This is a genomic window from Pseudoduganella sp. (genome assembly GCF_041914865.1).
GTDB lineage: Bacteria > Pseudomonadota > Gammaproteobacteria > Burkholderiales > Burkholderiaceae_D > Rugamonas.
In genome coordinates, this window is record NZ_JAYSCO010000050.1 from 1 (window position 1) to 24032 (window position 24032).

Annotated in this window: 23 protein-coding genes; 12 read left to right on the forward strand and 11 right to left on the reverse strand. The window is 65.6% G+C overall.

Annotated features, from left to right (window positions below):
- Window positions 1-60 precede the first annotated feature (60 nt).
- From ACE3TQ_RS19920 to pgi, 4 genes are read right to left on the reverse strand one after another with little or no spacing between them, the layout of a single operon-like run.
- Window positions 61-915, reverse strand: a complete 855-nt coding sequence (locus tag ACE3TQ_RS19920; protein WP_374584228.1) for an SIS domain-containing protein — start codon at window positions 913-915, stop codon at window positions 61-63.
- On the reverse strand, window positions 915-2387 hold the full coding sequence (zwf, locus tag ACE3TQ_RS19925; protein WP_374584230.1) for a glucose-6-phosphate dehydrogenase: 1473 nt from the start codon (window positions 2385-2387) through the stop codon (window positions 915-917). The genes ACE3TQ_RS19920 and zwf overlap by 1 nt, the downstream gene beginning before the upstream one ends.
- A gap of 18 nt (window positions 2388-2405) precedes the next feature.
- Complete coding sequence (locus ACE3TQ_RS19930; protein ID WP_374584232.1) at window positions 2406-3299, reverse strand: SMP-30/gluconolactonase/LRE family protein; 894 nt, start codon at window positions 3297-3299, stop codon at window positions 2406-2408.
- A complete protein-coding gene (gene pgi / locus ACE3TQ_RS19935; protein ID WP_374584234.1) occupies window positions 3296-4945 on the reverse strand; it encodes a glucose-6-phosphate isomerase in 1650 nt (549 codons plus the stop codon). Before pgi ends, ACE3TQ_RS19930 begins: the two co-directional genes overlap by 4 nt.
- 181 nt (window positions 4946-5126) lie before the next feature.
- On the opposite strand from pgi, the gene edd reads away from it, so the two are divergent.
- From edd to ACE3TQ_RS19980, 9 genes are all read left to right on the forward strand, one after another.
- Window positions 5127-7049, forward strand: coding sequence for a phosphogluconate dehydratase (gene edd, locus ACE3TQ_RS19940; protein WP_374584236.1), 1923 nt, complete (start codon window positions 5127-5129; stop codon window positions 7047-7049).
- 1 nt (window position 7050) lies between these two features.
- Window positions 7051-7671 carry a bifunctional 4-hydroxy-2-oxoglutarate aldolase/2-dehydro-3-deoxy-phosphogluconate aldolase gene (gene eda / locus ACE3TQ_RS19945; protein ID WP_374584238.1) on the forward strand — a complete coding sequence of 207 codons (621 nt, stop codon included), beginning with the start codon at window positions 7051-7053 and terminating at the stop codon, window positions 7669-7671.
- Complete coding sequence (locus ACE3TQ_RS19950; RefSeq protein WP_374584240.1) at window positions 7671-8162, forward strand: Rhs element Vgr protein; 492 nt, start codon at window positions 7671-7673, stop codon at window positions 8160-8162. The genes eda and ACE3TQ_RS19950 overlap by 1 nt, the downstream gene beginning before the upstream one ends.
- 65 nt (window positions 8163-8227) lie before the next feature.
- A complete protein-coding gene (locus ACE3TQ_RS19955; RefSeq protein WP_374584242.1) occupies window positions 8228-8827 on the forward strand; it encodes an RDD family protein in 600 nt (199 codons plus the stop codon).
- A gap of 38 nt (window positions 8828-8865) precedes the next feature.
- Window positions 8866-10122 (forward strand): DUF3667 domain-containing protein, encoded by a 1257-nt coding sequence (locus ACE3TQ_RS19960; protein WP_374584244.1) that lies wholly within the window; start codon window positions 8866-8868, stop codon window positions 10120-10122.
- Window positions 10123-10135: 13 nt separating this feature from the next.
- Window positions 10136-11560, forward strand: coding sequence for a hypothetical protein (locus tag ACE3TQ_RS19965; protein WP_374584246.1), 1425 nt, complete (start codon window positions 10136-10138; stop codon window positions 11558-11560).
- Between the two features lie 56 nt (window positions 11561-11616).
- Window positions 11617-12699, forward strand: coding sequence for an acyl-CoA dehydrogenase (locus ACE3TQ_RS19970; RefSeq protein WP_374584248.1), 1083 nt, complete (start codon window positions 11617-11619; stop codon window positions 12697-12699).
- Window positions 12696-13076 carry a hypothetical protein gene (locus tag ACE3TQ_RS19975; protein ID WP_374584250.1) on the forward strand — a complete coding sequence of 127 codons (381 nt, stop codon included), beginning with the start codon at window positions 12696-12698 and terminating at the stop codon, window positions 13074-13076. The genes ACE3TQ_RS19970 and ACE3TQ_RS19975 overlap by 4 nt, the downstream gene beginning before the upstream one ends.
- A gap of 12 nt (window positions 13077-13088) precedes the next feature.
- Window positions 13089-13439, forward strand: coding sequence for a DUF3147 family protein (locus ACE3TQ_RS19980; protein ID WP_374584252.1), 351 nt, complete (start codon window positions 13089-13091; stop codon window positions 13437-13439).
- On the opposite strand, the gene ACE3TQ_RS19985 is transcribed toward ACE3TQ_RS19980, so the two are convergent.
- From ACE3TQ_RS19985 to ACE3TQ_RS20000, 4 genes are read right to left on the reverse strand one after another with little or no spacing between them, the layout of a single operon-like run.
- Window positions 13436-13972: a dihydrofolate reductase family protein gene (locus tag ACE3TQ_RS19985; RefSeq protein WP_374584254.1), complete on the reverse strand. Its 537-nt coding sequence runs from the start codon at window positions 13970-13972 to the stop codon at window positions 13436-13438. The two genes, ACE3TQ_RS19980 and ACE3TQ_RS19985, sit on opposite strands and share 4 nt — an antisense overlap.
- Window positions 13969-14925 carry a diguanylate cyclase gene (locus ACE3TQ_RS19990; protein ID WP_374584256.1) on the reverse strand — a complete coding sequence of 319 codons (957 nt, stop codon included), beginning with the start codon at window positions 14923-14925 and terminating at the stop codon, window positions 13969-13971. Before ACE3TQ_RS19990 ends, ACE3TQ_RS19985 begins: the two co-directional genes overlap by 4 nt.
- Complete coding sequence (locus ACE3TQ_RS19995; RefSeq protein ID WP_374584258.1) at window positions 14922-15551, reverse strand: chemotaxis protein CheC; 630 nt, start codon at window positions 15549-15551, stop codon at window positions 14922-14924. Before ACE3TQ_RS19995 ends, ACE3TQ_RS19990 begins: the two co-directional genes overlap by 4 nt.
- Before the next feature lies 1 nt (window position 15552).
- On the reverse strand, window positions 15553-15918 hold the full coding sequence (locus tag ACE3TQ_RS20000; protein ID WP_374584260.1) for a response regulator: 366 nt from the start codon (window positions 15916-15918) through the stop codon (window positions 15553-15555).
- 81 nt (window positions 15919-15999) lie between these two features.
- On the opposite strand from ACE3TQ_RS20000, the gene rpiA reads away from it, so the two are divergent.
- Together rpiA and ACE3TQ_RS20010 are read left to right on the forward strand one after the other, a co-directional pair.
- Window positions 16000-16677, forward strand: coding sequence for a ribose-5-phosphate isomerase RpiA (gene rpiA, locus ACE3TQ_RS20005; RefSeq protein WP_374584262.1), 678 nt, complete (start codon window positions 16000-16002; stop codon window positions 16675-16677).
- A gap of 25 nt (window positions 16678-16702) precedes the next feature.
- Window positions 16703-17077 (forward strand): hypothetical protein, encoded by a 375-nt coding sequence (locus ACE3TQ_RS20010; protein WP_374584263.1) that lies wholly within the window; start codon window positions 16703-16705, stop codon window positions 17075-17077.
- A gap of 32 nt (window positions 17078-17109) precedes the next feature.
- Here the strand turns inward: ACE3TQ_RS20010 and ACE3TQ_RS20015 are convergent, their stop codons facing one another.
- Both ACE3TQ_RS20015 and argA read right to left on the reverse strand, forming a co-directional pair.
- Window positions 17110-17382 carry an oxidative damage protection protein gene (locus ACE3TQ_RS20015; protein WP_057261247.1) on the reverse strand — a complete coding sequence of 91 codons (273 nt, stop codon included), beginning with the start codon at window positions 17380-17382 and terminating at the stop codon, window positions 17110-17112.
- Between the two features lie 24 nt (window positions 17383-17406).
- Window positions 17407-18717 (reverse strand): amino-acid N-acetyltransferase, encoded by a 1311-nt coding sequence (gene argA, locus ACE3TQ_RS20020; protein ID WP_374584265.1) that lies wholly within the window; start codon window positions 18715-18717, stop codon window positions 17407-17409.
- 57 nt (window positions 18718-18774) lie between these two features.
- Here argA and hrpA point away from each other — a divergent pair, with 57 nt between their 5' ends.
- Window positions 18775-23055, forward strand: coding sequence for an ATP-dependent RNA helicase HrpA (gene hrpA / locus ACE3TQ_RS20025; protein WP_374584267.1), 4281 nt, complete (start codon window positions 18775-18777; stop codon window positions 23053-23055).
- Here hrpA and ACE3TQ_RS20030 read toward each other — a convergent pair.
- Window positions 23015-24031, reverse strand: a complete 1017-nt coding sequence (locus tag ACE3TQ_RS20030; RefSeq protein ID WP_374584269.1) for a GlxA family transcriptional regulator — start codon at window positions 24029-24031, stop codon at window positions 23015-23017. The genes hrpA and ACE3TQ_RS20030 overlap by 41 nt on opposite strands.
- Window position 24032: the final 1 nt, after the last annotated feature.

The following is a 24032-nucleotide window of genomic DNA, read 5'->3' on the forward strand; positions in this document are numbered from 1 at the left end:
GGCCGTAGGCTGCGCCTACGGCCCAGCTCGTGTCCGATTGTCAGACCTGACCCCGAATTTTTAGCCGATGAAGGAGTCGAACTGCATGTCGAATTCCTGCAGGGCCTTCTGGGCGTTCTGCATCTTTTTGCGGAATTCGGGGCCGCGCTTGAGCGCGAGGCCGACCGCCAGCACGTCAATCACCACCAGGTAGGCGAGGCGGGCGGAAATCGGGGTGTAGGGGTCGGTGTTGAAAATCAGGTCGATCGGGATCAGGACCGTGGCCGCTTCCGCCAGCGGGGTGCCGGAGGGGGCGAGCACGATCACGTCGGCGCCGCCTTCCTTGGCCAGCTTGGCCGAGCGCACCAGGGCGGGGCTGTTGCCGCGCTGGGAAATCGCGACCACGGCGTCGCCTTCGTGCAGCAGGGCGGCGGAAATGCTGTGGATGGCCGGGTCGGCATAGGCGACCGTGGGCACGCCGGAGCGGAAGAACTTGTGCTGCGCGTCCGCCGCCACGATGCCGGACGTGCCGTGGCCGTAAAACTCGATCTTGCGCGCGCGCGACAGGATATCGAGCGCCTTTTGCACCGGCTCGGCATTGAGGTTGTTGCGCAGGTCGAGCAGGGTGTTGATGGAGCGGCTGCAGATCTTGTTCACCAGGTCGGCCGCCAGGTCGTCCTGCGCCGGCTGGTCGTTCAGGCCGGGCAGGGCCAGCGCCAGGCCTTGCGCCAGCTTCAGCTTGAATTCGTGCCAGCCGTCGTAGCCGAGCGTGCGGCAGAAGCGCACCACGGTCGGTTCCGACACCTGCGCGCTCTTGGCCAGGGCGGTGATGTTGGCGCCCACGGTGCGGGCCGGATTTTCAAGCACCGCCAGCGCGACCTTGCGCTCCGATTTGGAGAGCGAGTCGAGCTGGGTGCGGATGGAGTCGAGCAGCATTAGTCTTCAGGGAGTGCTTCTTCGCGCCATTGTAGCCCGTCGCGCCCGATCAGGGCACTGGCGGCGGCCGGGCCCCAGGTGCCGGAGGCGTACGGCAGCGGCGCCGAGTCGTCCTGTTCCCAGTTGTTCAGGATCGGTTCGACCCATTCCCATGCGGCTTCCAGCTCGTCGCCGCGCATGAACAGGGTCAGTTGGCCGCGCAGCACGTCCAGCAGCAGGCGCTCGTAGGCGTCCATGCGCGGCATCTTGAAGGTTTCGCGGAAGTCCAGTTCCAGCTCGGCCGGTTTCAGGCGCATGCCTTCACCCGGGGTCTTGGCCATCAGGTTCATGCGCAGGCCTTCGTCCGGCTGCAGGCGGATCACCAGCGAATTCGGCTGGAAGCTGGAGGTCGGCTGGTTGAAGATGGAGTGCGGGATCTGCTTGAAGCGCACCACGATCTCGGCCAGCGAGTCGGCCATGCGCTTGCCGGTGCGCAGGTAGAACGGCACGCCGGCCCAGCGCCAGGTGTCGATCTCCACCTTCATGGCGACGAAGGTTTCGGTCTTCGAGTTCTGCGGCGCTTCCGGCTCGTCGCGGTAGCTCGGCACGGCCTTGCCTTCCACGTGGCCGGCGCGGTACTGGCCGCGCACGATGTTCTGCGCCAGCGTGGTCGGGGTGAAGCGCTTCAGGGAGCGCAGCACCTGCAGCTTGGAGTCGCGCACGGCGTCCGGCGCGATCGAGGTCGGCGGTTCCATGGCGACGATACACAGCAGCTGCAGCAGGTGGTTCTGCAGCATATCGCGCAGTGCGCCGGAGGTGTCGTAGTAGCCGATGCGGTTGCCCACGCCCAGCTTCTCGGCGATGGTGATCTGCACGTCGGAGATCCATTCGCGGCGCCACAGCGGTTCGAACAGGATGTTGCCGAAGCGCAGGGCCAGCAGGTTCTGCACCGTCTCCTTGCCGAGGTAGTGGTCGATCCGGTAGATCTGGTGTTCCTCGAACACCTTGCCCACTTCCTTGTTGATCTGCTTGGCCGAGGCCAGGTCGCGGCCGAGCGGCTTTTCCAGCACCACGCGCGAGTTGGCGGTGGCCAGGCCCTTGTCCTTCAGGTTGTCGCAGATGCGCGAGAACAGTGCCGGCGGGGTGGCCAGGTAGTAGACGCGGGTCACGCCTTCATCATTGCGCAGCGCCTCGACCAGGCCCTGGTAGGTCGCAACGTCGGTGGCGTCCAGCGCCACGTAGGTGATGCGGGCGATGAAGCGGTTCCAGTTCTCGTCGGTGGCCTTGGCGGATTTGATGTGCGGGCGCGAGGTGGTGCTCACCATATTGATGAACTCTTCCTGGGTGCTTTCCTGGCGGCCGACGCAGACGATGCGCGCGGTCGGCGGTAGGTCGCCGCTTACATCGCGGCTGAACATGGCAGGCAGCAATTTGCGCATTGCGAGGTCGCCGCTACCGCCAAACAGAACCAGGTCGAAATCAGAGAGAGCCATAATCTTCTTCAATAAAGGTTAGTCTACATATGCAGGTTCGATGCGGCCCGCGACGGGCACGCGTACCGACAGCACCTTGCCGCTCAGGGGCATGGCTGCCAGTTCTTCCGCCGGGCGCTTGCCGGCGGTGGTGATGTACAGGGTGCGCAGGTCCGGGCCGCCGAACGCCACCATGGTCGGGCAACGCACCGGCAGGCGGATTTCGTCGAGCTGGTCGCCCTGCGGCGAGAGCTTGAGGATGCGGCCGCCCTCGAACATGGCGACCCAGTAATTGCCTTCGCTGTCCACCGCCGCGCCGTCCGGCCGGCCGCCGTAGTCGGCTGCCGACTTGTCGGTACTGAAGCGGCGCACGTCGCGCTCGTCGCTCACGGTGCCGGACAGCAGGTCGAAGGCGAAGCGCGTGACGCGGTGGCTGGCCGTCTCGGCATGGAACATGGTCTTGTTGTCCGGGCTGAATGCCAGCCCGTTGGAATTGACCATGCCGCCCGACCAGACCTTGCGCACCTGGCCGCGCTCCAGCACGTACATTTCGGCGGCCGGTTTGTCGCGCGGCTCGTAGATGGTGCCGCACCAGAAGCGGCCCGCCGCGTCGCACTTGCCGTCGTTGAAGCGGGTGGTGGCCTGGTCGAACGGCGCTTCGGCCACCAGCTTGATCTCGCCGGTGTCGGGGTTGAAGTGGGAGAAGCCGCGGCGCTGGGCCACCATCAGGCCGCCGCGCGCGGCGCGCGCCAGCGCGGAGGCTTCGCTGTCCACCTTCCACTGCTCGTGCCGGCCGCTGGCGGTGCACAGGCGGTGGATGGCAAAGCCCTCGATATCGACCCAGTACAGGGCTTTCTCGTCCGGGGCCCACAGCGGGCTTTCGCCCACGGTCATGGTGGCGTCGCAGGCGGCCTTGATTTCGTAGCTGCTCATTGGATCTGCGCCGCTTTGGCCATGACGATCAGGCCGTTGGTCGAGCTGTCGTGCGATTCGGGATCGACCTTGCCGCCCAGTTCGGACTGGATTTTTTTGGCCAGCACCTTGCCCAGCTCCACGCCCCACTGGTCGAAGCTGGCGATGTTCCAGATCACGCCTTGCACGAAGGTCTTGTGCTCGTACAGCGCGATCAGCGCGCCCAGGGTGGCCGGCGTCAGCTGGTCCATCAGGATGGTGTTGGACGGGCGGTTGCCGGGGAAGGTCTTGTGCGGTACCAGCTCTTCGACTTCCGCTGCCGACAGGCCGGCGCCTTTCAGCTCGGCGCGCACTTCCTCCTCGGTCTTGCCCTTCATGAAGGCTTCCGACTGGGCGAAGCAGTTGGCCAGCAGGGCATCGTGGTGGCCCGGCAGGTCGTGCGTGGCGCGCAGGGCGGCGATGAAGTCGATCGGGGTCGGGTCGGTGCCCTGGTGCAGCAGCTGGAAGTAGGCATGCTGCGCGTTGGTGCCGCATTCGCCCCACACCACCGGGCAGGTGGCGGTATCGACCGGCTGGCCGGTCTTGGTCACGCGCTTGCCGTTGCTTTCCATATCGAGCTGCTGCAGGTAGGCCGGGAAGCGGTTCAGGTCCTGGTGGTAGGGCGCAATCGAGAGCGAGCCGGCGCCCAGGAACTGGCGGTTCCAGAAGCCGATCAAGGCCAGCAGCACCGGCATATTGGCTTCCAGCGGCGCTTCGCGGAAGTGCTCGTCCATGGCGTGCGCGCCTTCCAGGAAGGCCTGGAAGTAGCCGAAACCGATCGCCAGCGCGACCGACAGGCCGATCGCCGACCACACGGAATAGCGGCCGCCGACCCAGTCCCAGAATGGGAACATGTTTTCCGGGTCGATGCCGAAGGCGCGCACCGCGTCGGTATTGGTGGAGACGGCGACGAAGTGGCGCGGCAGGTCGGCTTCGCGCGCGCGGCCCAGGAACCAGTTGCGCGCGGTCTGCGCGTTGAGCATGGTTTCGGCGGTGGTGAAGGTCTTGGAGGCGACGATGAACAGCGTGGTCTCGGGATTGACCTGGCCCAGCACCGCATCCATATCGTGCCCGTCCACGTTGGAGACAAAGTGCATCTTCAGGCGCGGGTGGCAGAAGGAGCGCAGGGCCAGCACGGCCATCTTCGGGCCCAGGTCGGAGCCGCCGATGCCGATGTTTACCACGTCGGTGATTGGCTTGCCGGTGTGCCCCAGCCAGCCGCCGTTGCGCACCTTGTCGGTGAACACCTTGATGCGGTCCAGCACCGCGTGCACGTCGGCGTTCACGTCCTGGCCGTCCACCTTCAATTCCTTGCCGCGCGGCATACGCAGGGCGGTGTGCAGCACGCTGCGGCGTTCGGTAATATTGATTTTCTCGCCGGCGAACATGGCGTCGCGCTGCTCGGCTACGCCGCGCGTGCGCGCCAGGTGCACCAGCAGCTTGATGGTTTCGTCGTCGGCGCGGTTCTTCGAATAGTCGAGGAACAGGCCGGCGGCATCGACGGTCATGCGCGGGAAACGGCCGGGGTCCTTCTGGAACAGCTGGCGCATTTGCCATTCGCGGGCGTCGTGGGCGTGGGTTTCAAGGGCTTGGTAGGCAGCAGTGGAGGTCAGGGCGGGCAAGCGCATAATGTCCAGTGAAGTTGAATCGTAGTGCTTAACTATACCGCAAAAACAGGTAAATTCACTACAAATCTTTTCTCATATCGGCGAATCAAGGGGCTTGTGGGCGCGATTTGACGCGATGGAGGCGCTCGCGGTTGGAAATTTTGTAGTAAAATTTCCGGAAATTCACTGAAAAGGAACGATCATGCCGTTGCATCCAGTCCTGGAAAAAGTCACCGCGCGCGTCACCCAGCGCAGCCGCGTCTCCCGCGGCGCCTACCTGGCGCACCTCGAAGCGGCCCGTGTCAAAGGCCGCACCCAGCGCGGCACCCTGTCCTGTACCAACCTGGCGCACGGCTTTGCAGCGTTCCCGGCGAACGATAAGCTGATCCTGAAAGAGGTGAAGCAGCCTTCGGTCGCCATCATCTCCGCCTATAACGACATGCTGTCGGCGCACCAGCCGTTCGAAGCCTTCCCCGCCATCATCAAGGATGCGGTGCGCAAGGTGGGCGCGGTGGCGCAGTTCGCCGGCGGCACCCCGGCCATGTGCGACGGCGTGACCCAGGGCCAGCCGGGCATGGAGCTGTCGCTGTTCTCGCGCGACGCGATCGCCATGTCGACCGCCATCGGCCTGTCGCACAATATGTTCGACTCCGTGCTGTACCTGGGCGTGTGCGACAAGATCGTGCCCGGCCTGCTGATCGGCGCGCTGCACTTCGGCCACCTGCCGGCGGTGTTCGTGCCGGCCGGGCCGATGACTTCCGGCCTGTCGAATAAGGAGAAAGCGGCAATCCGCCAGCGTTACGCGCAGGGCAAAGCCACGCGCGACGAGCTGCTGGAAGGCGAGGCGCAGTCCTACCATGGCGCCGGCACCTGCACCTTCTACGGCACTGCCAACTCCAACCAGCTGCTGATGGAGATCATGGGCCTGCACCTGCCGGGCGCCGCCTTCATCAATCCGGGCACCCCGCTGCGCGACGCGCTGACCGCCGCCGCCGCCCAGCGCGCGGCCCAGATCACCGAGATGGGCGCAGAGTACATCCCGGTCGGCCATATCGTCGACGAGAAGTCCATCATCAACGCCGTGGTCGGCCTGCTGGCCACCGGCGGCTCCACCAACCACACCCTGCACCTGGTGGCGATCGCCAAGGCGGCCGGCATCGTGATCGACTGGGACGACTTCAACGAGCTGTCGGCCGTGGTGCCGCTGCTGTGCCGCATCTACCCGAACGGCGACGCCGATGTGAACCACTTCCACGCCGCTGGCGGCACCGGTTTCGTGATCCGCGAGCTGCTCGACGCCGGCCTGCTGCACGACGACGTCAATACCATCCTGGGCAAGGGCCTGCGCAAGCACTGCGCCGAGCCGTTCCTGAACGACGATGCGAGCGGCGTAGTGTTCAAGGAAGCTCCGCTCAAGAGCGCGGACGAGAAGGTGCTGCGCGGCGCCGCCGAGCCGTTCTCGAAAGATGGCGGCATGGTGCTGGTGCAGGGCAACCTGGGACGCGCCATCATGAAGGTCTCGGCCGTCAAGGAAGAGCACCGCGTGGTGGAAGCGCCGGCCCTGGTCTTCGACTCGCAGGAAGCCTTCATGGCTGCCTACAAGGCCGGCAAGCTGGATCGCGACTTCGTCGCCGTGATCCGCTTCCAGGGCCCGAAAGCCAACGGCATGCCGGAGCTGCACGCGCTGACCCCGGCACTGGCCAACCTGCAGGACGCCGGCCGCAAGGTGGCGCTGGTGACCGACGGCCGCATGTCCGGCGCTTCGGGCAAGGTGCCTGCAGCCATCCACGTCTCGCCGGAAATCCTGGCCGGCGGCCCGCTGGGCCTGGTGCGCGACGGCGACATCATCCGCCTGGACGCCGCCAGCGGCACGCTGGAAGCGCTGGTCTCGTCCGACGTCTGGCACGGCCGCTCGATGGCGCAGGCCGACCTGTCGCCGAACCAGATCGGCATGGGGCGCGAGCTGTTCTCCTCGTTCCGCAGCAGCGTATGCGCGGCCGAGCAGGGCGCCACCATGTTCCCTCTGCCGTCGCCGATCCAGACCACCGTGCCGCTGCACGGCGAAGACAATGTGGGCAACACCGTGCCCGGTTCCGATGAAGATTTCCTTGCCAAGAAAGCCTGATATGACCCTGCTCGACATTATGCGCACTTCCGCCGTGATCCCGGTGATCGCGATCGACGACCCTGACCATGCCGTGCCGCTGGCTAAAGCCCTGGTGGCGGGCGGCATCCGCGTGCTGGAGGTGACACTGCGCACCAAGCACGGCCTGGGCGCGATCCGCGCCATGAGCGCGGTGGAAGGCGCCATCGTCGGCGTCGGCACGCTGACCCAGCCCGAGGAATTTGCCGCCGCGCGCGACGCCGGCGCCGTGTTCGGCGTCTCGCCGGGCCTGACCGACGCCCTGATCGGCGCCGCCAAGTCGAGCGGCCTGCCGCTGCTGCCAGGCGTGATGACGCCGTCGGAAGTGATGAAGGCGCGCGAGCAAGGCTTCAAGCAGCTCAAGCTGTTCCCGGCCGTGCCGGCGGGCGGCGTCGGCATGCTGAACGCGATTGGCGGCCCGCTGCCGGACGTGATGTTCTGCCCGACCGGCGGCATTTCGCAGGATACCGCGCCCGCCTTCCTGTCGCTGAAGAACGTGGCCTGCGTGGGCGGATCGTGGCTCACGCCAAAAGACGCCATGCAGGCCGGCGACTGGGACCGCATCACCGCCATCGCCAAGGCGGCCAGCGCGCTGCGCGCCTGATGGAAATCATCGCCCGGCCACTGACGTCGGGCGAGATCGCGCTGGCCCGGCAAGTGTTCGGCAGCGCGATCGACTACAAGCGGGTGCGCGTCCACAACACCCGCTTCATTCCCTTCCTGCAGCGCAAAGACGTCTGCATCACGCCCAACGGCGAACTGTATTTCCACGCCTCGCGCTACCGCGATGACTTTTCGACCGCCAGCGGGCGCGAACAGCACTGGTTCATGCACGAGATGGCCCACGTCTGGCAGCACCAGCTCGGCTACCCCGTCATGTGGCGCGGCGCCCTCCGTCTCGGCCTGTCCTACGACTACGAGGTGTCGCCCGAGCTGCGTCTGTGCGACTTCAATATGGAGGCGCAGGCCGAAGTGCTGGCCGACTATTTCGCGCTGGCCTACCTGCACAAGACCGACGTCGGCGTGTATGCCGACATGCTGTGCGACTTCCTGCGCGATCCCGCCTCGGCGGCGAACTTGCCGCGCCTGGCCTGAGCTGCCGCTGTTTTTTTGCTAATGGTGTGTTATCTTTCTTGCTTTTAAGAACCACAATCACGACCATGCACAACCCTTACCAAGCCCCGACCTCCGACCTCGCCGGCGCCAATCCCGCGCCCAGCGAGGACGGCCTGCAACCTGCCGGCTTCTGGCGCCGCGTCGGCGCCCACCTGGTCGACACGCTCATCATGCTGCCCGTGGTCGGCTTTACCTACTGGGGCGCCACCGTGTCGCGCCACTTCTACGCCTGGTGGATCGTGCCCAGCGTGCTGCTTGGATTGTTCTATTCCGTCTACCTGGTGCGGCGTTACGGCGGCACACCGGGCAAGCTGGCGATGAAACTGCGCATCCAGATGGCCGACGGCGCACCGGTTACTGTGAAAGCGGCGTTCCTGCGCGCGGTCGTCATCCAGGCGCTGGCGCTGACCACCACTGCCGGGATGGCGCTGGCCGCGCTGGCCATGAACGACGCCGACTACCTGTCCTTGGGTTTCATGGCGCGTTCGGAAATGCTGAGTAACACGGGCCCTGCCTGGATGAACGTGGGAACGATCCTGATGCAGGTATGGATCTGGGGCAGCCTGGTGGTCCTGCTGGCCAACAAGCGACGCCGTGCGCCGCACGACTTCCTGGCCGGCACCGCGCTGGTGGGCAAACAGTAAGCAGCATCATACATATATAACGATAAGGGGAAGAACGCATGGGACTCGAAGTAGAAGCAGCCGGTGACTTGCTCACCGCGGGCCTGGTGGCCAAGGAAGTGGAAGGCAATGCAGGGCGGGGCGGTGAACACGCCCACAGCGCGCCGTGCGCCAATTGCGGCACGCCTGTCAATGGCAACTACTGTGGCCATTGCGGACAGAAGGGCCACCTGCACAAGTCCGTGCTGCATCTGGGCGAAGAGCTGATCCACGGCCTGCTGCACTTCGATACCAAGGGCTGGCGCACCCTGCCGCTGCTGGTGGCGCGCCCGGGCGAGCTGACGCGCCGCTACATCGACGGCCAGCGCACCCGCTTCGTATCGCCGCTGGCGCTGTTCCTGTTCATGATGTTCTTCATGTTCTTCGTCTTCTCGCTGACCATGGGCACCAGCTCGGGCCCGACCACCGTCACCGATGGCAACGACGGCAAGGCGAAATTCGAGGAGAAGATGAATGACAAGATCGCCGACCAGAAAGCGTTGATCGCCGAATTTGAGGAGGAACTGAAGCAAGCCGCGCCGGGCTCGCCGCAAGAGGCGAAGTTCAAGCGCAAGCTGGCCGAGGCGCAGAAGAAGCTCGATGGCCTGCACAGTGCAATGTCGGCAGGCAAAGTTGCCATGTCCGGCACCACCAAGTTCACGGAGAGCTTGAAGCCCGATGCGAAGAAGGAGGCCGAGCCGCTCGACAACGCGAAGAAGGCGGAGGTGGCGGCCAATGCAGTCAAGGCGGCCACGACGCCAGGCCTGGTCGAAGAGATCCTGCGTGAAGCTGAACTCGAGGTCACGCCTGAATCAGGTAAGGTGGGAGAGAAGGGCACCACCTACTCCGATATCGCCTGGATCAACAAAGCCGTTAAGCACGCCGTCGAAAACCCGGAGCTCGCGAAATACAAGCTGAAGAACGCCGCCTACAAGTACTCCTTCCTGCTGGTGCCGATCTCCATGCCCTTCCTGTGGCTGATGTTCTTCTGGCGCCGCGGCATCAGCATGTATGACCATGCCGTGTTCTCGCTGTACTCGCTGTCGTTCATGTCGCTGCTGTTCACCGTGGTCGCGACCCTGAGCTATTTCGAGTTCGGCGGCTGGGCCGCCAGCCTGTTCGCCTTCGTACCGCCAGTGCATATGTTCCTGCAGCTGCGCGGCACCTACGCGCTGTCGCGTTTCGGCGCCTTCTGGCGCACCTGCATGCTGCTGATCATGTCCTTCATTGTACTGACCATGTACGCGCTGGTCGTGCTGGCCTTGTCGGCGACCTAAAAGGGGAGGCGTAGTGCTTGCGTTCCTGAGAAGGCTGTTTGCCAGCGTCGCAGTGCCTTCCAGGGGACGCAATCCAGCGGAACCGGCGACGCGGAGGACGATCGAAACGTCGCTGGCGGAGGAAGCGGCGCGGACGGCGCCTGCCTGGACTGACGCACGGGCGTTGGAGGAAGCCCTGCGCGACTACTCGGGGTACTTCCGTCAGGCTGCGGTAGAGCGGTGTGCTGAGCTGCGTCTGCCGCAATCTCTGACGTTGGCCGCAACGCGCCTGAACGACTGGGTGCCGCAGGTGCGCGAGGCGGCGCAGAATGCTGTGCTGGAACTGCTGCCTGAGGCTGGCAGGGATGCGCAACTCGCAACCTTGTATATGGTCGGAGAATTGCGTAATGCGGGCCGAGTCGACCATGAAGTGTGGATTGCGGAATTTGAAAGAAACTGGCTGTCCGCAGTTGGCGAACAGGCGCTTTGGCAGGGCTTGAGCAGTGGGTCGCGCAAGCAGGCGCGCGCCTGTTTTGAACTCCTGCGTAAGCAGCCGGGCGTACCGTTGACGCGATTGCTGACGCTCTGCGTAGCCTCTCGCGATGACATTCTGCTTGCCCTGCGCAGCGTCGAGATGGCGTATCAGCTCGATGCCGGACATGCGGCCACAGTCCTGAAGTCGGCCATGGCTTCGTGTTTCGGTTCGGTCCGACGCATTGCCCTGCAAAAGCTCTTGCAGGGTGCTGATGGGGCGCTCCTTGCACAGAAATACTTGTTTGATCCGCATGCCACAGTGAGGGGGCTTGCGATCGCCCGTCTACGTGGTGACGGGTTTGACGTGGCTGGCGCCTATCGCGGGGTTTTGCTTGATACGAGTACGCCCCCGCCCGGCAAGCGCATTGCGATATTGTCCCTGGCTGGACTGGACTGCAAGGACGATTTGGATCTGATTAAGGCATTTGCACGCAGCGAAGCGGTGCGCCTCCGAACAGCTGCATATGCGGCCTGGTTCAAACTGGCGGCAGGTGAGAAGGACGCGTTAGTGCTGCAGGCTCTCGCTGACGAATCGGTCTCGGTCCGCAAGTTTGCGCGTACCGCGATGGAGCGCCATGGTGCATATGTTGCGTTCTCAGATATTTACCGGCTTTTCGGCAAGAGCACAACTACGCTTGATTTGATGTCAGTAGCGCGAAGCCACAAGTGGAACTGGTTGGAAGCTATTGCGACTGTGGCGCGCGACTTGCCATCCGATTCGCCGCTGCGGGAGCGGCTGGCCGTAGAACTACGCAGCTGGATCTATAACGCCAAGTGGTCTCGTCATCGGCCTATCGGAAGGCAGGGCCACGATCTCGCGTGCCTGGCGACGCTTGCGGCACTCGAAAGTCTTATCGCCGATGAGACGGAGCAAGTTGCTCTGCTGCGGGATCAGGTCAAGTCCGCAGTTGAAACGCCGGCTTAATCGCGGCGCTTACGTTTCCGGAGGTAGAATGCCGTCGATTCTGATCCAGGAGCAATATGGACGTTGATGTACAAGTAATTCGCGCCAGTGCGGCTGGCGCCGAGCAGGCTGGTTTCCTGTTGCCCGCGCAGCGGGCGCTGATCCATGAACGGGGCTGGCTCAAGATGCTGGCACCGCGCGCCAGTGGCGGGGCGGAGCTGCCGCTGCCGCAAGCGGTGCGGCTGGAGGAAGCCATTGCGGAGGCGGATGGCAGCATGGGGTGGGTCGTGACGCTGTGTGCCGGCGCGGGCTGGTTTGCCGGCTTCCTGGCGCCGGATACGGCGCGTGCGATCATCGGCACGCCTGAGGTCTGCCTGGCGGGCAGCGGCGCGCCGACGGGGTTTGCCGATCGCGAGGGCGATGGTTACCGTATCACCGGACGTTGGGATATTGCGAGCGGTGCGCCAATGGCGACCCACTTTACCCTGAATGCCATCGTGCGCGAGGGCGGCCAGCCGCTGCCGGGCGCGGATGGTGCGCCGCAAGTGCGCGCCTTTGTGGTGCCTGCGGCGCAGGTGGTGGTGGAGCCGACCTGGCGCAGCTTCGGCATGCGGGGCACGGCGTCCCACAGCTATCGCATCGAAGGGGCCTGGGTGCCGGCCAGCCATGGGTTCACGATCGATCCGGCTTGCGCCAAGGCGCCGGGCGCCTTGTACCGCTTTCCGTTCATGCTGCTGGCGTGGGTGACGCTAGCGGCCAACCTGTCCGGCATGGCGCGGCATTTCCTGGCGCTGGCCGGGGAGATCGTGGCCGCGCGGCGCCAGCCGCCGGCCACGTCGCAGGACGCGCTGGCGCGGGCGGGCATGGCGCTGGAAGGTGCACGCGAGCGCATGTACGCTCTGCTGGAGCAGGCCTGGGCGCAGGCTGCGGGCGAGGATGCGGGCGAGGGCGCGGGCGAGGGCGCGGCGGGCGGCATGGAGGACGCGGCGCTGGATGCCCGCCTGCGCGAAGCGTCGCAGGCGCTGGTGGCGGCGGCGCGGCGCGCGGTGGGGGATATCTATCCTTACTGCGGCCTGCGTGCGGCGCAGGAGGATTCCGATATCAACCGTGTCTGGCGCGATTTCCATACCGCCAGCCAGCATGCCTTGTTTACCCCATGATTGAATTCCTGTTCGAAGTGGTCGGCGAGTTCCTGCTGCAGATGGTGCTGGAGGCGCTGGCCGAGCTGGGCCTGCATTCGCTGGGTGAGCCGTTCCGCAAGCGCCCCAATCCCTGGATGGCCGGCTTTGGCTACGCCATCTTCGGCGCGGTGGCCGGCGGCATCACGCTCTGGCTGCTGCCGGACCATCTGGTGCGCAATGAAGTCCTGCGCAAGTTTAACCTGCTGCTGACGCCTTTGGCGGCGGGCGGCATGATGTGCCTGATGGGTGCCTGGCGCGCGCGGCGCGGCGACGCGCTGTTGCGCATCGACCGCTTCGCGTACGGCTATGTATTCGCGCTTTCGCTGGCGCTGGTCCGTTTTGTTTTTGCACATTGAAGGAGGCCAGTGATGGCATGGCTGGTTTTTAAGTACCTGGTGACGGCTGGCGTGGTGGTGGCGGTGTCGGAACTGGCGAAACGCAGCGACCGGATTGGCGGGCTGGTCGCGGCGCTGCCGATGGTCACCGTCCTGGCCTTGATCTGGCTGTATGTCGAGCAGCAGCCGCAGGAGAAAATTGCCAACCACGCCTGGTACACCTTCTGGTACGTGGTGCCGACGCTGCCGATGTTCCTGGCCTTTCCCTGGCTGCTGCCGCGCCTTGGCTTCTGGCCGACGCTGGGCGCCTGCGTGGTGCTGACGGTGGTCTGCTTCGCGGTGTTCGCCGCGGGTGTGCGGCGTTTCGGCATCGAGCTGCTTTAACCGACCAGGCGCGTCGTGTAGCTGTCTTGTACCAGGCCGCCCGGCAGCTGGCGCGTGCCGGTATGGCGCAGGGGGATGTCATGGCCGGTGTGGCCGAACAGGGGAATGCCGCGTCCCAGCAGGACCGGGATGGTGGTGATGGTCAGCTCGTCCACCAGGTCCTCGCGCAGGAAGCTTTGCACCGTCTGGCCGCCGTCCACGTACAGCCCCTGGCAGTCGCTGGCTGCCAGCGCATCGTAGAGTGCGCGCACCGGGCCGGGGTGCAACGTGACCTTGCCGGCCAGCGTGACTGGCACTTCGTCCAGCATGCGGCTCAACACCACTACGCGCTTGCCTTCGTAAGGCCAGTCGTCGAAGCCCAGCACGGTTTCGAAGGTGTAGCGCCCCATGACGATCACGTCGATGCCGGCCATGAAGGCGTCGTAGCCGGTGTCGCTGTCGACCGGCGTGCGCGACATCAGCCAGTCGAGGTTGCCGTCCTCGCGCGCGATGAAGCCATCCAGGCTGCTGGCGATAAAGACTGACGTTTTCACAACGATTCGACCCGGTTGCGGCCGCAAGCTTTGGCCTGGTAGAGGGCGCGGTCGGCGGCGTTGATCAGGTCGTACACCTCGCCGGCGTGGCCGGCGTCGGTGCTGGCGACGCCGATGCTGATGGTGACGATGCGCTCGTCGGTGCGCGAGGCCTGGTGCGGGATGCGCAGGTCGCGCACCTTGCGGCACATGGCGTTGGCCATCATCACCGCGGCGTCGCCGGGGGTGTCGGGCAGGATCACGGCAAACTCCTCGCCGCCGTAGCGCGCGAACAGGTCGGCCGGGCGCTGCTGCATGGTGGACAGGGCGGAGGCCACCGCCTCCAGGCAGGCGTCGCCCTGCTGGTGGCCGTAGTGGTCGTTATAGGCTTTGAAGAAATCGATATCGAGCATCATCAGCGAGAGCGAGGTGCCCATGCGCCGCGCGCGCCGCGTTTCGCGGTCGATCGCCATGTCGAAGTGGCGCCGGTTGGCGACGCCGGTCAGGTCGTCCAGCAGGGTTTGCGAACGCAGCGCCATGGCCTGTTCGCGCAGCAGGCTTTCGCGCTGCACGGCGGCGCTGACATCGCTCACCTGGATCAGGCAATAGCGCTCGCCGTTGGCCAGGTTGAGCGGCGTGACCGTGATTTGCTGCTGCATGCGCACGCCTTTCTCGGCGGCGGCCTTGTTGCTGTACAGCGGCAGCGGCCAGCGGTTCAGGGTCTGCGACAGCAGCGCCGGCATATTGTTGTTCAGCGCCTGGCCGATGGCGGTGTCGAGGCGCTTGTCGCGCTGCTCGGGGAACAGGTCGAAAAAATTGCGCTCCAGCGTTTCGGCGCTCAGGACGCCCGAGTGCTGGCTCATCCAGCGGTTCCACAGCACGATGCAATGGTTGGCATCCAGCACCAGCGCGCCGACGTCGATGCAGTCGATGACGCCTTGCAGCAGCGGCACGGATTCGACCGAGCACCTCATGGCAGCTCTCCGCCGACCGTGCGCTCCAGGAAGGCGGCCACGTGCTGCTTCAAGTCCTGCAGGGCCGTCATGTCCATGATGAAGGCGACGTCGCCGGTGATCTGGCGCCGTTCAATGGTGAATTCGATGTGCAGCATCAGCACGGCGGTTTCGCCGCTGCCGGCCTGCACCAGGAGGTCTTCGCTGTAGCCGACGTGGTAGGCGGGCAGCGAGCCCTGCAGTTCGCGCCCCAGCAGGTCGGCCAGCGCGCCGACGCAGCTGTTGAGCAGGATGTTGCCGATCTCGCTCATGGCTTCCTGTTCCATGGCCGACAGTTCCGTCAGCGGCATGGATTCGCCCACCATCAGGCGCACGATTTCCTGGCTTTTCTCCTCCGGGAACATGAGGATGGCTTCGGTCTCGAAGGCGCCGCTGTAGTGCTGGCTGATGCCGCACAGGCGGCCGTTGCCGGTGCTGCGGCTGGCCAGCAGTTTGGCCGCCGCCGCGCGCGTCAGGAAGCTGATCGCCGGCACCGACATGGCGACCGTTTCGTTGACGATCTCGCTCATGGCCGAGGCCGCCTGGCCCACGCCAATATTGAACAGCTCGACGAGGGCGTCGTGCTCGAGGTCGGTCAGCCTGACCATATCAGGCTTCCAGCGGGGCGATCAGTTGCGCGATGCGTTCGGCGGTGATGGGCTTCTCCATGAAGCCGACGCCGAGCGCTTCCGCCCGCTGCCGCGTGGCGGCCTGGACATTGGCGGTCAGGAGGGAAATGTGGGCGTTGGGCAGCATGACGCGCAGGGCGGCGGCGGCGTCGACCCCGCTCATGCCGGGCATATTCACGTCCAGCAGCACCAGGTCGGGCTGCAAGCCCTCGGCCTTGGCCAGCGCTTCGTCGCCGTTGGCGGCTTCTTCCACCACCCAGTCGGCATGGCGCACCTGGATGTGCTGGCGGGTCAGCATGCGCGACACGCGGCTGTCGTCCACAATAAGTACGGTACTTGGCTTCATCGCTGGTTTTCCCGGGTGAGTGTGGCAGTTCGGATAAAATACGCCATCTTTTCCATCCGCTTCCTTGAATCCATTGTAACTATGACGCAAGACAAATTGAAACAGGCTGTTGCTATTTCCGCTATCGAATATGTGATCGATGGCGAAATCATCGGCGTTGGTACCGGTTCCACCGCGAACTTCTTCATTGATGAATTAGGCAAGATCAAGCACCGTATCAAGGGTGCCGTTGCCTCGTCGGAAGCGACGGCGGCACGCCTGGCCGGCCACGGCATTCCTGTGTTCGATCTTAACGAGGTTTCGGAGATCGCGGTGTACATTGATGGCGCCGATGAGATCAACGCGGCCGGCCATATGATCAAAGGCGGCGGCGCAGCCCTGACCCGCGAGAAGATCGTCGCTTCGGTCTCGAAGCAGTTCGTCTGCATCGCCGATGGTTCCAAGCTGGTAGAGACCCTGGGCAAGTTCCCGCTGCCGGTCGAGGTGCTGCCGATGGCGCGCAACGCCGTGATGCGCCAGCTGGCAGCCCTGGGCGGCCAGCCGAAAGTGCGCACCAAGGCCGGTTTGGACGAGGCCTTCGTGACCGACAACGGCGGCAACATCATCGACGTGGCCGGCCTGGCGATCACCGATCCGGTGGCGCTGGAAAGCCAGATCAACCAGATCGTCGGTGTGGTGGCGGTGGGCCTGTTCGCGGCCCGTGGCGCCAACGTCTGCCTGCTGGGCACGCCGGACGGTGTGCGCACCATCAAATACTGATTTTTTCCTCGCCTAGAGAAAGCCCATGAAACGACTGTCCCTGCTGTTGCTTGCTGCTGGTTTGTTGAGTGCCTGTTCCTACATCCCCTTCCTGAAAAAAGACGACGCCGTGGCCCAGGCCCCGGTGAAGCGCAAGCCGGTCCAGTCGGCCGCTGCCAACCCGGTCATGGCGAACGGTGTGGAAGTGCAGAAAGTGGAGTTCCGCCCAGGGGTTTCATCGGTGACGGTGGAAAACCTGGCGAAAGCCGAGCAATGCCGCGGCGGGCAGGGGGCGGGGCTGGTGACGGAGCCGGGTCCGGTCGAGGTATACCGGATGGCCTGCGACAACGGGAAGGTATTTTTGGCGCGCTGCGAGCTGCGCCAGTGCAAGCCGATGCAGCCGGCAGTCGCCAGCCGCTGACAATCAATTAAATGGGGACGTACCCCATTTAATCAGGCCGAAGGCGGCACGTAGCCGGCCGCCTGGTCTGCGCCTTCGCCGAAGAAGTGCTTCTCCATCTGCGCCGCCAGGTATTTGCGCGCGCGCACGTCCGCCAGGTTCAGGCGGTTCTCATTGACCAGCATGGTCTGGTGCTTGATCCAGGCAGCCCAGGCTTCCTTGGACACCGATTCATAAATGCGCTTGCCCAGCTCGCCCGGATACGGCGGGAAGTCCAGGCCTTCGGCTTCCTTGTTCAGTTTGATGCAGTGGACGGTACGGGCCATCTTGGGTACTCCTCAAAAAGTCGATTATAAGGTCTTGATCAACACTTGCGACTTGCGCTGCCAGTTGTAGAGGCGCTGGCGGTCTTTTGGCAGGGCGTCGACAGTGGCGGGCACGAAGCCGCGTTTGATGAACCAGTGCGCGGTGCGGGTGGTCAGCACGAACAGCTTGCTGATGCCCTGCGCCCGCGCGCGGTTTTCCATATGCTTCAGGATGCGTTCGCCGTCACCCTGGGCTTGCACATCGGGGTTGACGGTCAGGCATGCCATTTCGGCCATTTTTTCTTCCGGGAAGACGTACAGCGCGGCACAGCCAAAGATCACGCCGTCGTGCTCGATGACCGAGAACATCTCGATTTCGCGCTCGATCAGCTCGCGGCCGCGCTTGACCAGCGTGCCGTCGGCTTCCAGCGGTTCGATCAGCTTGATGATGCCGCCCACGTCTTCGATGGTGGCCGGGCGCAGCGACTCCAGGTTCTCGTGCGAGATCATGGTGCCGACGCCATCGTGGGTGAACAGCTCGAGCAGGGCCGAGCCGTCCATCGCGAACGGCACGATGTGCGAACGCTCGACGCCGTTGTTGCAGGCCTTGACGCAGTGCTTCAGGTAGTAGGCGGTGTTATCCGGCAGGAAGCCGGCTTGCAGCACGGCTTCCGCCTGGTGCGAGGACAGCTCGCGGATTTCCACGCCGGCGGCGTCGGTCATCATCTCGGTTTCGGTGATGAACACCAGCTTGTCGGCGTGCAGCGCGATGGCGGCGGTGCAGGCCACGTCTTCCATGGTCAGGTTGAAGGTCTCGCCGGTTGGCGAGAAGCCCAGCGGCGACAGCAGCACCACGCCGTCCGAACCCATGATGGAATGAATGGTTTCGGCATCCACCTTACGGGTCACGCCGGTCAGCTCGAAATCGACGCCGTCGATCACGCCCAGCGGGCGGGCGGTGATGAAGTTGCCGGAAATGATACGGATGGCGGCGTGCGACATCGGGGTATTCGGCAAGCCCTGGCTGAACGCGGCCTCGATATCGAGGCGCAGTTCGCCGGCGGCCTCCTTGGCGCATTCCATGGCGGCGGTATCGGTGACGCGGATGCCATTATGGAAACGGCCCTCCACGTTCCGCAGGGCCAGCTGCTCGGCGACCTGGGGGCGCGAGCCATAGACCACGGTGACGTTGATGTCCAGCGCATGCAGCAGCGACAGGTCGTGCGCCAGCACCGGCAGGGCGCCGGCGGCTACCAGTTCACCGGGGAAGGCGACCACGAAGGTCTTGCCGCGGAAGGCGTGGACGTAAGGCGCTACGGAGCGCAGCCAGGAGACGAATTGGATAGGGTTTTCCATTATCCGCGCATTATAATGCGCTGCGCGGTTTTCGCGCCCAAACTAGTGTAAAAAACGATGTCTGAAGCAAGCAAGAAGAATCCTCCCCAGCAACCCGGCGCCCCGCGCGCGCAAGGCGAAGCGCGCCGCCCGGCCGGCCAGCCCGGCCAGCAAGCCCGCCGCGCCCCGGCGCCAGGCGGCGCGCGCACGCCCGGTGACGCCGCCGGCGCGGTGCGCCGTGAAGCGCGCCAGCCGCAAGGCGAGGGGCAGCCGGCGGACGGCCGCCGTGACGGCGCGCGCCAGCCGCGCGGGCCGGGTGAAGGCGTGGCGGGCGGCGACGCGCGCGCAGCCGGCCGTAGCGAGCGCCGCGAGCGCGAGACGCCGGAGCAGCGCGCCGCCCGCGAGGCCGCCGCCGCTTTCCGCAACCCGCTGCCGCCGATCACCTTCCCGGAAGACTTGCCCGTCTCGGGCCGCCGCCAGGAAATCGCGGAAGCCTTGCGCAAGCACCAGGTGGTGATCGTTTCCGGCGAAACCGGTTCCGGCAAGACCACCCAGCTGCCGAAGATCTGCCTTGAGCTGGGACGCGGCCAGAAAGGCCTGATCGGCCACACCCAGCCGCGCAGGATCGCCGCATCCTCCACCGCCAAGCGTATCGCGGTGGAGCTGGGCACCCCGCTGGGCGAGAACGTCGGCTACAAGGTCCGTTTCAACGACACCCTGAGCAAGGGCGCCTCGGTCAAGCTGATGACCGACGGTATCCTGCTGGCCGAAACCCAGACCGACCCGCTGCTCAAAGGCTACGACACGATCATCATCGACGAAGCCCACGAACGCAGCCTGAACATCGACTTCCTGCTTGGCTACCTGAAGCAGATCCTGCCGCGCCGCCCGGACCTGAAGGTGATCATCACCTCCGCCACCATTGATGCCGAACGCTTCGCCCGCCATTTCACGCAGGAAGGCAAGCCGCCGGTGCCGGTGATCGAGGTCTCCGGCCGCCTATATGCGGTGGAAGTGCGCTACCGCCCGGTCGAGCGCGAACAGGTCGCGGTCCCCGGCGCGCAGCAAGGCGCGGACGCCAAGGGCGCGCGCACCGCCGCCGCCCGCGAAAAGCGCGATTTGATGGACGCCATCGTCGACGGCGTCGATGAGGTCTGCCGCATCGGCAGCGGCGACGTGCTGGTGTTCCTGCCCGGCGAACGCGAAATCCGCGACGCCGCCGAAGCGCTGCGCAAGCACCACCCGCCGCACGTGGAAATCTTGCCCCTGTTCGCCCGCCTCTCGGTGGAGGAGCAGGACCGCGTGTTCCGCACCACCAACGCGCGCCGCATCGTGCTGGCCACCAACGTGGCGGAAACCTCGCTGACCGTGCCCGGCATCCGCTACGTGGTGGACGCCGGCCTGGCGCGCGTCAAGCGCTACAGCTACCGCAACAAGGTGGAGCAACTGCAGATCGAGCCGGTGGCGCAATCGGCCGCCAACCAGCGCGCCGGCCGTTGCGGCCGTGTGGCCGACGGCGTCTGCATCCGCCTGTACGACGAGCAGGACTTCCTGCAGCGCCCCAAGTTCACCGACCCGGAAATCCTGCGTTCTTCGCTGGCCTCGGTCATCCTGCGCATGAAGTCCCTGCACCTGACGGACGTGGAGAGCTTCCCCTTCATCGAGCCGCCGCTGGGCCGCGCCATCGCCGACGGCTACCAGCTGCTGCAGGAGCTGGGCGCGGTCGACGACGAAAACGCGCTGACCCCGCTGGGCCGCAAGCTGGCCAAGCTGCCGCTCGACCCGCGCGTGGGCCGCATGATCCTGGCGGCGCAGGAGTACCACTGCCTGACCGAGGTGCTGATCGTCGCGTCCGCGCTGTCGGTGCAGGACCCGCGCGACCGTCCGGTGGAGCACCAGCAGGCGGCCGACGAGGCGCACAAGAAATTCGCCGACGAGAAGTCGGAGTTCCTCAGCTACCTGAAGATCTGGAAGTGGTTCGAAAACGCCATCGAGCACAAGAAGTCCAACCGCCAGCTGATGGACAGCTGCCGCGCCACCTTCCTGAACCAGCTGCGCCTGCGCGAATGGCGCGACGTGCACTCGCAACTGCTCACCATCGTGAAAGAGCAGGGCTGGCGCACCAACGAGCTGCCGGCCACCTACGACCAGCTGCATATGGCCTTGCTGACCGGCCTGCTGGGCAATATCGGCTTCAAGGGTGAGGATGAGCCGGGCGGCGCCTACCTCGGCGCGCGCGGCATCAAGTTCCATATCTGGCCCGGCTCGCACCTGTCGAAGAAACCGGGCAAGTGGATCGTCTCCGCCGAACTGGTGGAAACCACCCGCCTGTACGCGCGCTGCGTGGCGCGCATCGAGCCGGAGTGGATCGAGAAGATCGGCGGCCACCTGCTGAAGAAGTCCTGGGGCGAACCGCGCTGGGAGAAGCGCCCGGCGCAGGTCACCGCCTCCGAGCGCGCCACCCTGTACGGCCTGGTCGTATACAGCCAGCGCCGCATCAATTATGGCCAGAAGAACCCGGTGGAAGCGCGCGAGATCTTCATCCGCGACGCGCTGGTGGGCGGCGACTACGATACGCGCGCCCCGTTCTTCGCCCACAACCACAAGCTGGTGCGCGAGATTGAGAACCTCGAACACAAGTCGCGCCGCCAGGACGTGCTGGTGGACGAGCAGCTGATCGAAGCCTTCTACGATAAGGAAATCCCGGCCGACGTGGTGAACGGCGCCGGCTTCGAGAAGTGGTACAAGGATGCGTCGCACGACAATCCGAAGCTGCTGTTCCTGGTGCGCGACGACCTGATGCGCCACGAGGCGGCCGGCATTACCACCGACCTGTTCCCGAAGAAGATGATGGCGGCCGGCATGGAGATGCAGCTGTCCTACCACTTCGAGCCGGGCACGCCGCGCGACGGCGTCACCCTGACGGTGCCGCTGTATGCGCTGAACCAGCTCTCGCGCGAGCGCTGCGAATGGCTGGTGCCTGGCATGCTGAAGGAGAAGGTGCACCTGCTGCTCAAGACCCTGCCGCAGAAGCAGCGCCGCCATATGGTGCCGCTGCCGGACTACGCCGCCAAATTCTGCGAGCGCACCGAGTTCGGGCGCGGCGACCTGGTCGACGCCATCATCGCCGACATCCGCAAGCAGATCACGATCAGTGTGCTGACCTCCGACTTCAAGCCGGAGCAGCTGCCGGCGCACCACTTCATGAATTTCAAGGTAGTGGACGAGCATGGCCGCCAGCTTGACATGGGGCGCAACCTGGCCACCCTGCAGGCGGAGTACGGCCTGCAGGCGCGCCAGAGCTTCCAGCGCATGGCCGAAGGCGGCAACACGCCAGCCTCCGCCGCGCAACTGGCGCAGCTGGCGGGCGGCGGCATCGGCGGCGGGACTGGCGCTGGCGCGGCCAAGCCCAAGCACGGCGGCATCGCCGCCGACGCCGCGCGCGGCGCCGGCAAGGCGCCGGCCGCGCCAGCCGCTGCGTCAGCAGCAGGCGGCGCGAGCGCTTCGCAGCACACCAACATCACCACCTGGAGCTTTGGCGAGTTGCCCGAGCTGCTGGAAATCACGCAGGGCAAGCTTAGCCTGATCGGCTTCCCGGCGCTGGTGGACAAGGGCACGCACTGCGACCTGGAAGTGTTCGACGACCCCAACGTGGCCGCGCGCACCCACCGCATCGGCCTGCGCCGCCTGTTCATGCTGCAGATGCGCGACCAGATCAAGTTCGTCGAGAAGTCGATCCCCAACCTGCAGCAGATGGGCATGCAGTTCATGTCCATGGGCACGCAGGAAGAGCTGCGCGACCAGATCATCGCCAAGGCGATCGACATCGCCTGCCTGCAGGACCCGCTGCCGCTGGATGAGGCCAGCTTCATCAAGCGCAAGGACGAAGGCAAATCGCGCATCGTGCTGCTGGTGAACGAGATCGCGCGCCTGGTTTCGCAGGTGCTGACCGAATACCACGGCCTGCCCAAGCGCCTGCAAGGCATCAACCAGCAGGTGGCGCAGGACATGCAGCAGCAGCTGCAAGGCCTGGTGCACAAGCGCTTCCTGATCGAGAACGAGTTCTCGCAGCTGTCGCACTTCCCGCGCTACCTGAAGGCGATGAACGTGCGCCTGGAAAAGCTGCGCGCCGACGCCGCGCGCGACGCCAAGGCCATGTCCGAATGGAACCAGGCCGCCGCGCCTTACCAGCGTCTGATGCGCGACAAATCCGCCGGCAAGAACACCGACCCGAAACTGGTCGAATACCGCTGGATGCTGGAAGAGCTGCGCGTCTCGCTGTTCGCGCAGGAGCTGCGCACGCCGATGCCGGTCTCGGTCAAGCGCCTGATGAAGGTGTGGGAATCGATGCAGCGCTAAAGCGCTTGCGGTAGTCGCCCGGGCTGGTGCCCAGGCGGCGCAGGAAGACGCGGCGCAGGTTCTGCTCGCTGCCATGGCCGGTGGCCGCCGCAATCGCCTTCAGCGGCAGGGCCGAGTCTTCCAGGGCGCGCCGCGCCGCCTCCAGCCGCATGGTCTCCACCATGGCGGCCGGGGTGCTGCCGGTCTGCGCCACGTAGGCCCGCGCGAAAGTGCGGGCCCCCATGCCGGCCTGCTCGGCCAGGCGCTCCACGCGCAGGTCGCCGTTCAGGTTGGCCGCCATCCAGGCGTGCAGTTCGGCGAAGCGGCCGCCCTCGCGCGCCTGCGCCGACAGCGGCGCGCTGAACTGCGATTGCCCGCCGGAGCGCTTCATGAACACCACCATCTGGCGCGCGGTTTCGATCGCGACGCGGTGGCCGTAATCTTCCTCGATCAGGGCCAGGGCCAGGTCGATGCCGGCGCTGACGCCGGCGGACGACCATATCTGCCCGTCGCGCACATAGATCTTGTCGCCATCCACCTGCACCTTGGGATGCAGTCGCTGCAGGCGTTCCACCCATTCCCAGTGCGTTGCGGTGCGCCGTCCGTCCAGCAGGCCGGTGGCGGCCAGCATGAAGGCGCCGGTGCAGACGGAGGCCAGGCGCCGCACCTGCGGCGCGCGCCGGCTGATCCAGTCCACCAGCGGCGGCGCTGCGAAGTAGGCGTCGCCGGCGCAGCCGCCCGGCACCAGCACGGTGTCGATTGCCACGCCTTCCAGCGATGCCAGCGGCACGGTCATCACGGCCAGGCCTGAGCTGCTGGCCACCAGGCCGCCAGCGGCGGAAGCGACTATGGTTTCGTACAGCGCCGGCCCGCCGGCCGAATGGCGGCGGGCGGCGCTGGCAAAGGCCTGCAGGGGACCGGTCAGGTCCAGCAGGTTCATGTCCTGGTAGGCGAGGAGGACGATGCGGCAGGGGCGGCAGGGTCGGGTGGGCGGCATG

What these genes read in the sequence shown, in the direction of transcription:
- ACE3TQ_RS19920 (WP_374584228.1), bottom strand. Translation starts at nt 915, where the DNA reads ATGCTGCTCGACTCCATCCGCACCCAGCTCGACTCGCTCTCCAAATCG.
- zwf (WP_374584230.1), bottom strand. Translation starts at nt 2,387, where the DNA reads ATGGCTCTCTCTGATTTCGACCTGGTTCTGTTTGGCGGTAGCGGCGAC.
- ACE3TQ_RS19930 (WP_374584232.1), bottom strand. Translation starts at nt 3,299, where the DNA reads ATGAGCAGCTACGAAATCAAGGCCGCCTGCGACGCCACCATGACCGTG.
- pgi (WP_374584234.1), bottom strand. Translation starts at nt 4,945, where the DNA reads ATGCGCTTGCCCGCCCTGACCTCCACTGCTGCCTACCAAGCCCTTGAA.
- edd (WP_374584236.1), top strand. Translation starts at nt 5,127, where the DNA reads ATGCCGTTGCATCCAGTCCTGGAAAAAGTCACCGCGCGCGTCACCCAG.
- eda (WP_374584238.1), top strand. Translation starts at nt 7,051, where the DNA reads ATGACCCTGCTCGACATTATGCGCACTTCCGCCGTGATCCCGGTGATC.
- ACE3TQ_RS19950 (WP_374584240.1), top strand. Translation starts at nt 7,671, where the DNA reads ATGGAAATCATCGCCCGGCCACTGACGTCGGGCGAGATCGCGCTGGCC.
- ACE3TQ_RS19955 (WP_374584242.1), top strand. Translation starts at nt 8,228, where the DNA reads ATGCACAACCCTTACCAAGCCCCGACCTCCGACCTCGCCGGCGCCAAT.
- ACE3TQ_RS19960 (WP_374584244.1), top strand. Translation starts at nt 8,866, where the DNA reads ATGGGACTCGAAGTAGAAGCAGCCGGTGACTTGCTCACCGCGGGCCTG.
- ACE3TQ_RS19970 (WP_374584248.1), top strand. Translation starts at nt 11,617, where the DNA reads ATGGACGTTGATGTACAAGTAATTCGCGCCAGTGCGGCTGGCGCCGAG.
- ACE3TQ_RS19975 (WP_374584250.1), top strand. Translation starts at nt 12,696, where the DNA reads ATGATTGAATTCCTGTTCGAAGTGGTCGGCGAGTTCCTGCTGCAGATG.
- ACE3TQ_RS19980 (WP_374584252.1), top strand. Translation starts at nt 13,089, where the DNA reads ATGGCATGGCTGGTTTTTAAGTACCTGGTGACGGCTGGCGTGGTGGTG.
- ACE3TQ_RS19990 (WP_374584256.1), bottom strand. Translation starts at nt 14,925, where the DNA reads ATGAGGTGCTCGGTCGAATCCGTGCCGCTGCTGCAAGGCGTCATCGAC.
- ACE3TQ_RS19995 (WP_374584258.1), bottom strand. Translation starts at nt 15,551, where the DNA reads ATGGTCAGGCTGACCGACCTCGAGCACGACGCCCTCGTCGAGCTGTTC.
- ACE3TQ_RS20000 (WP_374584260.1), bottom strand. Translation starts at nt 15,918, where the DNA reads ATGAAGCCAAGTACCGTACTTATTGTGGACGACAGCCGCGTGTCGCGC.
- rpiA (WP_374584262.1), top strand. Translation starts at nt 16,000, where the DNA reads ATGACGCAAGACAAATTGAAACAGGCTGTTGCTATTTCCGCTATCGAA.
- ACE3TQ_RS20010 (WP_374584263.1), top strand. Translation starts at nt 16,703, where the DNA reads ATGAAACGACTGTCCCTGCTGTTGCTTGCTGCTGGTTTGTTGAGTGCC.
- ACE3TQ_RS20015 (WP_057261247.1), bottom strand. Translation starts at nt 17,382, where the DNA reads ATGGCCCGTACCGTCCACTGCATCAAACTGAACAAGGAAGCCGAAGGC.
- argA (WP_374584265.1), bottom strand. Translation starts at nt 18,717, where the DNA reads ATGGAAAACCCTATCCAATTCGTCTCCTGGCTGCGCTCCGTAGCGCCT.
- hrpA (WP_374584267.1), top strand. Translation starts at nt 18,775, where the DNA reads ATGTCTGAAGCAAGCAAGAAGAATCCTCCCCAGCAACCCGGCGCCCCG.
- ACE3TQ_RS20030 (WP_374584269.1), bottom strand. Translation starts at nt 24,031, where the DNA reads ATGCCGCCCACCCGACCCTGCCGCCCCTGCCGCATCGTCCTCCTCGCC.